The organism is Aeromonas fluvialis (assembly GCF_000819885.1).
Classification (GTDB): Bacteria; Pseudomonadota; Gammaproteobacteria; order Enterobacterales; family Aeromonadaceae; genus Aeromonas; species Aeromonas fluvialis.
In genome coordinates this window covers 1-5,980 of sequence record NZ_CDBO01000024.1, presented here as the reverse complement: position 1 = coordinate 5,980, position 5,980 = coordinate 1, and the positions used below count along the sequence as shown (strand labels likewise).

Here is a 5,980-nt window from a genome sequence, read left to right as displayed (position 1 = left end):
CGGCGGGGAGCAGTCACCACTGAGCGATAGCGTTAAGCACCCGTTTATCGGAGACCGGATAGGGGGTCCCCAGATTCTGGGCAAAGAAGGAGACCCGCAACTCCTCGATCATCCAGCGGATATTGGCCACCTCGGTGGGCACCAGCTGGGATTTGGGGATCTTGGCCAGCAGCGCCTTGTATTCCGACTCCACGCTCTGCACCTTGAGCATGTAGACCCGATCCCGGTTGGGATCGATAGCCAGCTTCTCGAGGCGCCGCTCGATGGCACGCAGGTAACGCAGCACGTCCGGCAGCCGCTGCCAGCCGGTCTCGGTCACGAACCCCTTGTGAATAAGGTTGCCAAGCTGCTGCTGGATGTCGGACATGGCAAAGGCGGTGTCGAGCTGCATCTTGCCCTTGAGCCGTTTCTTGATCTCATGGGAAAGGGTCAGCACGGCTTCCACTTGGCTTGCCACCTCTACCACCGCATCGTTGAGCTCGGCACGGACAAACTCCTTGAGCGCCTCAAAACCGGCCTCGTCCCAAGCCATGCCGCCGTGCTGCTCGATCAGCTTGTCGCAGCCACAGGCAATGCAGTCATCAATCAGCTCCGCCACCTTGCCAAAGGGGTTGAAGTAGAGCCCCAGCTTGGCCTTGTTGGGCAGCTTCTCCTGCAGGTACTTGATGGGCGACGGCACGTTGAGCAGCACCAGCCGGCGCTGACCGGCCCACATCAGCTGCTGTTGCACCGCCGGGCTCTCGACCAGCTGAATGGCGACCGAATCCTTCTGATCCACCAACGCCGGATAGGCTTTCACTTCGAAGCCACCACGCTTCTGGCTGTACTCCTGCGGCAGCTCGCCAAAGCTCCATAGGGTGAGGCCGGACTGCTCGATATCGTCGTCCGCCACTTGCGACAGGGTCTCCTGCACCTTGCCACGCAGCGACTCTTTCAATGCTTCCAGGTCTTTACCTTCCGCCACCTTCTTGTGCTTGTCGTCCACCACCCGGAAGGTGAGTTTCAGGTGATCGGGCACCGCAGCCCAGTCCCAGGATTCACGGGGCACGGTCACACCGGTCATCCGCCGCAGTTGGCGCTCCATCTCGTCCAAGAGCGGCCCCTGCTCGGGATTGATACTGGCAAGCAGCGCATCGGCGTAGTTGGGGGCCGGCACGAAGTTCTTGCGCATCGGCTTTGGCATCGACTTGATGAGGGACACCAACAGCTCATGGCGAAGCCCCGGGATCAGCCACTCGAACCCCTTCACCTCAACCTGATTCAAGAGCGGCAGCGGAATATGCAGGGTCACACCGTCCGCCGCATCCCCCGGCTCGAACTGATAGGTCAACTTGAGCTTGAGACGCCCCTGCTGCCAGAAGTTGGGGTAGTCGAGATCGCTGATATGGGCCGCATCCCCCTTCATCAGCATCTCTTTTTCGAAGTTGAGCCGCTCGGGATCTTGCTTTTGCGCCTCCTTCCACCACTTGTCGAAGTGACGGCTTGATATCACATCCTCCGGCAAACGGGCATCGTAGAAGCGGAACAGATCCTCGTCATCCACCAGAATGTCGCGCCGACGGGATTTGTGCTCCAGCGCTTCCACCTCGGCCAAGAGTTTGCGGTTGTCGCTGAAGAAGCGGTGGCGGGTCTCGAAATCCCCCTCCACCAGCGCGCGGCGGATAAAGAGCTCACGACACAGCGCCGGATCGATACGGCTGAAGTTGATAATGCGATCAACGACCAGCGTCAGACCATAGAGGGTCACCTTCTCCTTGGCCATCACGACACCGTTTTTCTTCGACCAGTGGGGGTCGCTGTGGTGCAGCTTGATGAGGTGACCTGCCAGCGGCTCCACCCATTCCGGTTCCACCTTGGCGTTGATGCGAGCGTAGAGGCGCGAGGTCTCCACCAGCTCGGCAGCCATCACCCACTTGGGCGGCTTTTTGAACAGACCCGAGGCCGGGAAGAGGTGGAAGCGACCATTGCGAGCACCAAGGAATTCGGGCTTTTCCAGATCCTTGTTGCCGATATGGCTCAAGAGACCGGTCAGCAGCGCGCAGTGCACCGTCTTGAAATCTGCCGGTTCATGGTTGGCTTTAAAACCCAGCTCTTTGACCGTCTGGCGCAGCTGGAAATGGATGTCCTGCCATTCGCGCACCCGCAGGTAAGAGAGAAATTCCTTCTGGCACATGCGGCGGAACGGATTGCTGCCAAGGGCATCCTGCTGCTCTTTCAGGTAATTCCACAGATTGACGAAGGCGAGGAAGTCGGAATCCTTGTCTTCAAAGCGTCTGTGCTGCTCATCGGCTGCCTGCTTCTTCTCCATGGGCCGCTCGCGGGGATCCTGAATGCTGAGGGCGGCGGTGATCACCATCACCTCGCTCAGGCAGCCAGTTTGCGCCGCCGTGATCACCATCTTCGCCAAACGCGGATCAAGGGGAATGCGCGACAGCTGGCGACCGGTCTCGGTCAACTGCAGTTTGGCTTGGCGATCGCCGGTGGCGGGTAGCTCGCGCACCGCCTCCAGCTCTTTCAAGAGGGTCAGACCGTCCTTGATATGGCGCGACTCCGGCGGCTCAACGAAGGGGAAGGCTTCCATATTGCCAAGGCCGAGCGCCAGCATCTGCAGGATGACGGATGCCAGGTTGGTGCGCAGGATCTCGGGGTCGGTAAAGGCCGGACGGCCGTTGAAATCCTCCTCGGAGTAGAGGCGGATACAGATACCGTCTGCCACCCGGCCGCAGCGCCCTTTGCGCTGGTTGGCGCTGGCCTGGGAAACCGGCTCGATGGGCAGCCGCTGCACCTTGGTGCGCCAGGAGTAGCGGCTGATGCGGGCAGTACCCGGATCGATGACATAACGAATGCCCGGCACTGTCAGCGAGGTCTCCGCCACGTTGGTGGCGAGCACGATGCGCCGTCCGGCATGTTGCTGGAATACCTTGTTCTGCTCGGCGTTGGAGAGGCGGGCGTAGAGCGGCAGCACCTCGGTATCGCGCAGATTGAGCTTGCGCAGGGCATCGGCGGTATCGCGGATCTCCCGCTCGCCGTTCATGAAGATAAGGATGTCCCCCAGCCCTTCGCGTGCCAGCTCTTCCACCGCATCGAAGATCCCCTGCAGTTCATCGCGCTCTTCAAGCCCTTCGCTCTTGTCACTGACGAGTGGACGGTAGCGCACCTCCACCGGATAAGTGCGGCCGGAGACCTCGATCACCGGCGCCTTGTTGAAATGGCGGGAGAAACGTTGCGGGTCGATAGTGGCCGAGGTGATGATCACCTTGAGATCGGGGCGCTTGGGCAGCAGTTGCTTGAGATAGCCCAGGATGAAGTCGATGTTGAGACTGCGCTCGTGGGCCTCATCGATGATGATGGTGTCGTACTGAGTCAGCATCCGGTCATTCTGGATCTCCGCCAGCAGGATCCCGTCGGTCATCAGCTTGATGTGGGTCTGCTCGCTCACCTGATCGGTAAAGCGCACCTTGTAACCCACGTAGTGGCCGAGTTCGGACGCCATCTCCTCGGCAATACGGGCCGCGACGGTGCGGGCAGCCAGACGGCGCGGCTGAGTGTGGCCGATAAAGCCTTTCACCCCGCGCCCCAGTGCCAGACAAATTTTGGGGATCTGGGTGGTTTTGCCCGAGCCGGTTTCACCGGCAATGATCACCACCTGATGTTCACTGATCGCCTTGGCGATCTCCGCCTGCTTCTGGCTGACCGGCAGGTTGTCCGGATAGGTGACCTTGGGCACGCCCGCCAGACGGGACTGGTAGCGTGCCTGCGCAGCATCCAGGTCGGCGGCAATGCTCTCAAGCACGGCGGCCTGTTTGTCTTCAGGCAACTTTTTGACCCCGTGCAGGCGGCTGGAGAGACGGCGGGCGTCGAGATTCATGCAGGCAGGGAGACGGCGGCGCAGCGCCTCGATAGAGAGAGACAAGGTACGAATTCCTTAAAAGAGTGCCCGGCAAGGGGGCCATATCGATAGCTGGGGGAGATCCTAAAGAGCACAGCCAGCAGGTGCAAGCCTTAACATGAGACACAGGAGAAGCAAATAGGCCTCCAAATCAGCGGCAGGCAGTGTGAATGAACCAGGAAAAAACGTGCGGGCCAAGCTCAGGTCTGAACAAAGCGCTCCTCGATCAAGGGTGGTTTGGCGTTTCGGCGTCGGCTCGACTACAAGTTGACATGGAATGGCGAGCACCTGATAGCTGTGCCGCCGAAGAATACAAGCCGAACGTGCCCATGTTGTGGACATATTTCGGCAGACAATAGGCAAACTCAAGCCAAGTTCCAGTGTGTAGAATGCGGCTTTGAGGAAAACGCCGATGTTGTTGGCGCAATCAATGTATTAAGGGCGGGACACGCCCGGTTAGCCTGTGAAGTGAGCGGAGCAATAATGCCGCCAGCCACAGGAACCCACCGAGGTGAGTTAGGCGTTTTCGCCTAGCCACGGTAGGAATCCCCCTCCTTCCCGGTCAACGACCAGCGAGCGTTAGCGAGAGGTGGGGGAGGACGTTAAATAGCAGGCTGCTGATGAGTGAACCCGCTACCGTCCAATACAACGAAGCAGGCCATTGGCCTGCTTCTGTTACATCCGGTCAGCACTTAGCCGTGGTTATGCACAAAACAGGTTGTCAGCTGGGCATGGATAGCCTGCATGACATTGTGGCGATTGATCACCCCGAGCAATTTTCCCTTCTCCACCACCGGATAGATTTTGGGCTTTTGTCCCAGCATCATCTCCGCCAGCGCCAGAATGCTGGTATCCGGTCCCACCGTCAGCACCTCCTTGCGCATCACATCCTTGACCTGGGCCACCTGCTCGCAGTGATACGCCTCCTTGAGCATCACTGCGATACAGTCCTGCTCGGAAATCCAGCCAAGCAGACGCCCCGTTTCATCGACAACCGGCCCTCCCAACTGGTGGCTGTTCAAAAATTTTTCCACGGCCGCTTGCACCATCATGTCCGCCTTGAAGGTGATCGGCCTGTTTTGCATATAGTCCCTGACTTTTAGCGATTCCATATCCATTCCCCCAATCGGCGCCTTGCGCGCAGATACCGGCACTATGCACGGCTTATCCCAAGCATAGTCCGTTCACCGCCGTCTGGTTTTGTCGCCACCGGTTTGATTTGGTGATCAATTTTTTAAAGGTTCTGTGAGTTATACCAATCACATTAAGCATTAGGTCATTGTTATCCAATCCCGATGGCAGAGCGATTTCACCCGCTCTACGTCCGCGATGAAACCCATCCAGGCATTGCTGCAGGCGTCGACAATATCGTCATACCCCTTAAAGGTTCGATTCGCTAGCGTATGTTGTCGCAACCAGCTCCAGACCTGCTCCACCGGGTTGAGCCCAGGAGAATAGGGAGGCAATTTAATCAGGGTCAGATTGGGAAATGCCTCGGCACACCCGCTTGTATGCCAACCAGCACCAGCCATGACCACAACGGCATGTCGCCCTGCTTTCGTTCGCGCTGATATCAACGCCAGGTGCTGTTTCATTACTTCCTGATTGGCTACCGGGCTTAACAGCGCCTCCGTTTCTCCCATCGCCGGGCAAACAGCCCCAAACAGGTAGGCATACTCAAATTGCGGTTGTTGCAGTGCTCGGGGGCGAGAGCCCGTTTTAGCCCAGAGGCGGGTCGTCGTATTCTGCTGTCCAAAGCGCGCCTCTTCCTGAAACCAGACATCAAGATCAGCGAGACTGACGTGGCTCGGAATGTTCATGATCGTTTCCAGCTGGACGTTTTTTAAACGCCTCCTGCGCTTGGTTATCCTGTTTTGGATGTTTTGAGCGGCTGGTGATCCAGAAGAAGCCCATCTGTTTGAGCAGGCGAGAGATATTCGAAAGCTGATAAGCCACACCGAAGGTTTGCTCGATGTAAGCCTGAATACATATACAGGATCTTTAGCGACAACCAATTGAAATAGATATGAAAAAGGCTTCGTTTGTGATCTGATTTTATCGCCTAACAAAACCGCCACGCCCGAAGCCATG

3 protein-coding genes and 1 pseudogene are annotated in these 5,980 nt (G+C 58.1%); 1 reads left to right on the top strand and 3 read right to left on the bottom strand.

Features of this window, described 5'->3' with window-relative positions; genetic code table 11:
- Positions 1 to 13 precede the first annotated feature (13 nt).
- On the bottom strand, positions 14 to 3,913 hold the full coding sequence (gene hrpA / locus BN1125_RS05955) for an ATP-dependent RNA helicase HrpA (RefSeq protein WP_042011221.1): 3,900 nt from the start codon (positions 3,911 to 3,913) through the stop codon (positions 14 to 16).
- A gap of 213 nt (positions 3,914 to 4,126) precedes the next feature.
- Here hrpA and BN1125_RS19850 point away from each other — a divergent pair, with 213 nt between their 5' ends.
- A complete protein-coding gene (locus tag BN1125_RS19850) occupies positions 4,127 to 4,423 on the top strand; it encodes a zinc ribbon domain-containing protein (RefSeq protein ID WP_425283622.1) in 297 nt (98 codons plus the stop codon).
- 158 nt (positions 4,424 to 4,581) lie between these two features.
- Here BN1125_RS19850 and BN1125_RS05950 read toward each other — a convergent pair whose 3' ends face one another.
- Together BN1125_RS05950 and BN1125_RS05945 are read right to left on the bottom strand one after the other, a co-directional pair.
- Entirely contained in the window at positions 4,582 to 5,001 is a 420-nt protein-coding gene (locus BN1125_RS05950) for a CBS domain-containing protein (RefSeq protein WP_042011222.1), read from the bottom strand.
- A 159-nt stretch (positions 5,002 to 5,160) separates the two neighbouring features.
- Positions 5,161 to 5,866, bottom strand: a pseudogene (locus BN1125_RS05945) (IS630 family transposase); the annotation flags it as partial.
- Between the last annotated feature and the right edge of the window lie 114 nt (positions 5,867 to 5,980).

Excerpts from the sequence above, each read along its gene's own strand:
- BN1125_RS05950 (WP_042011222.1), bottom strand. The coding sequence starts at position 5,001 with ATGGAATCGCTAAAAGTCAGGGACTATATGCAAAACAGGCCGATCACC.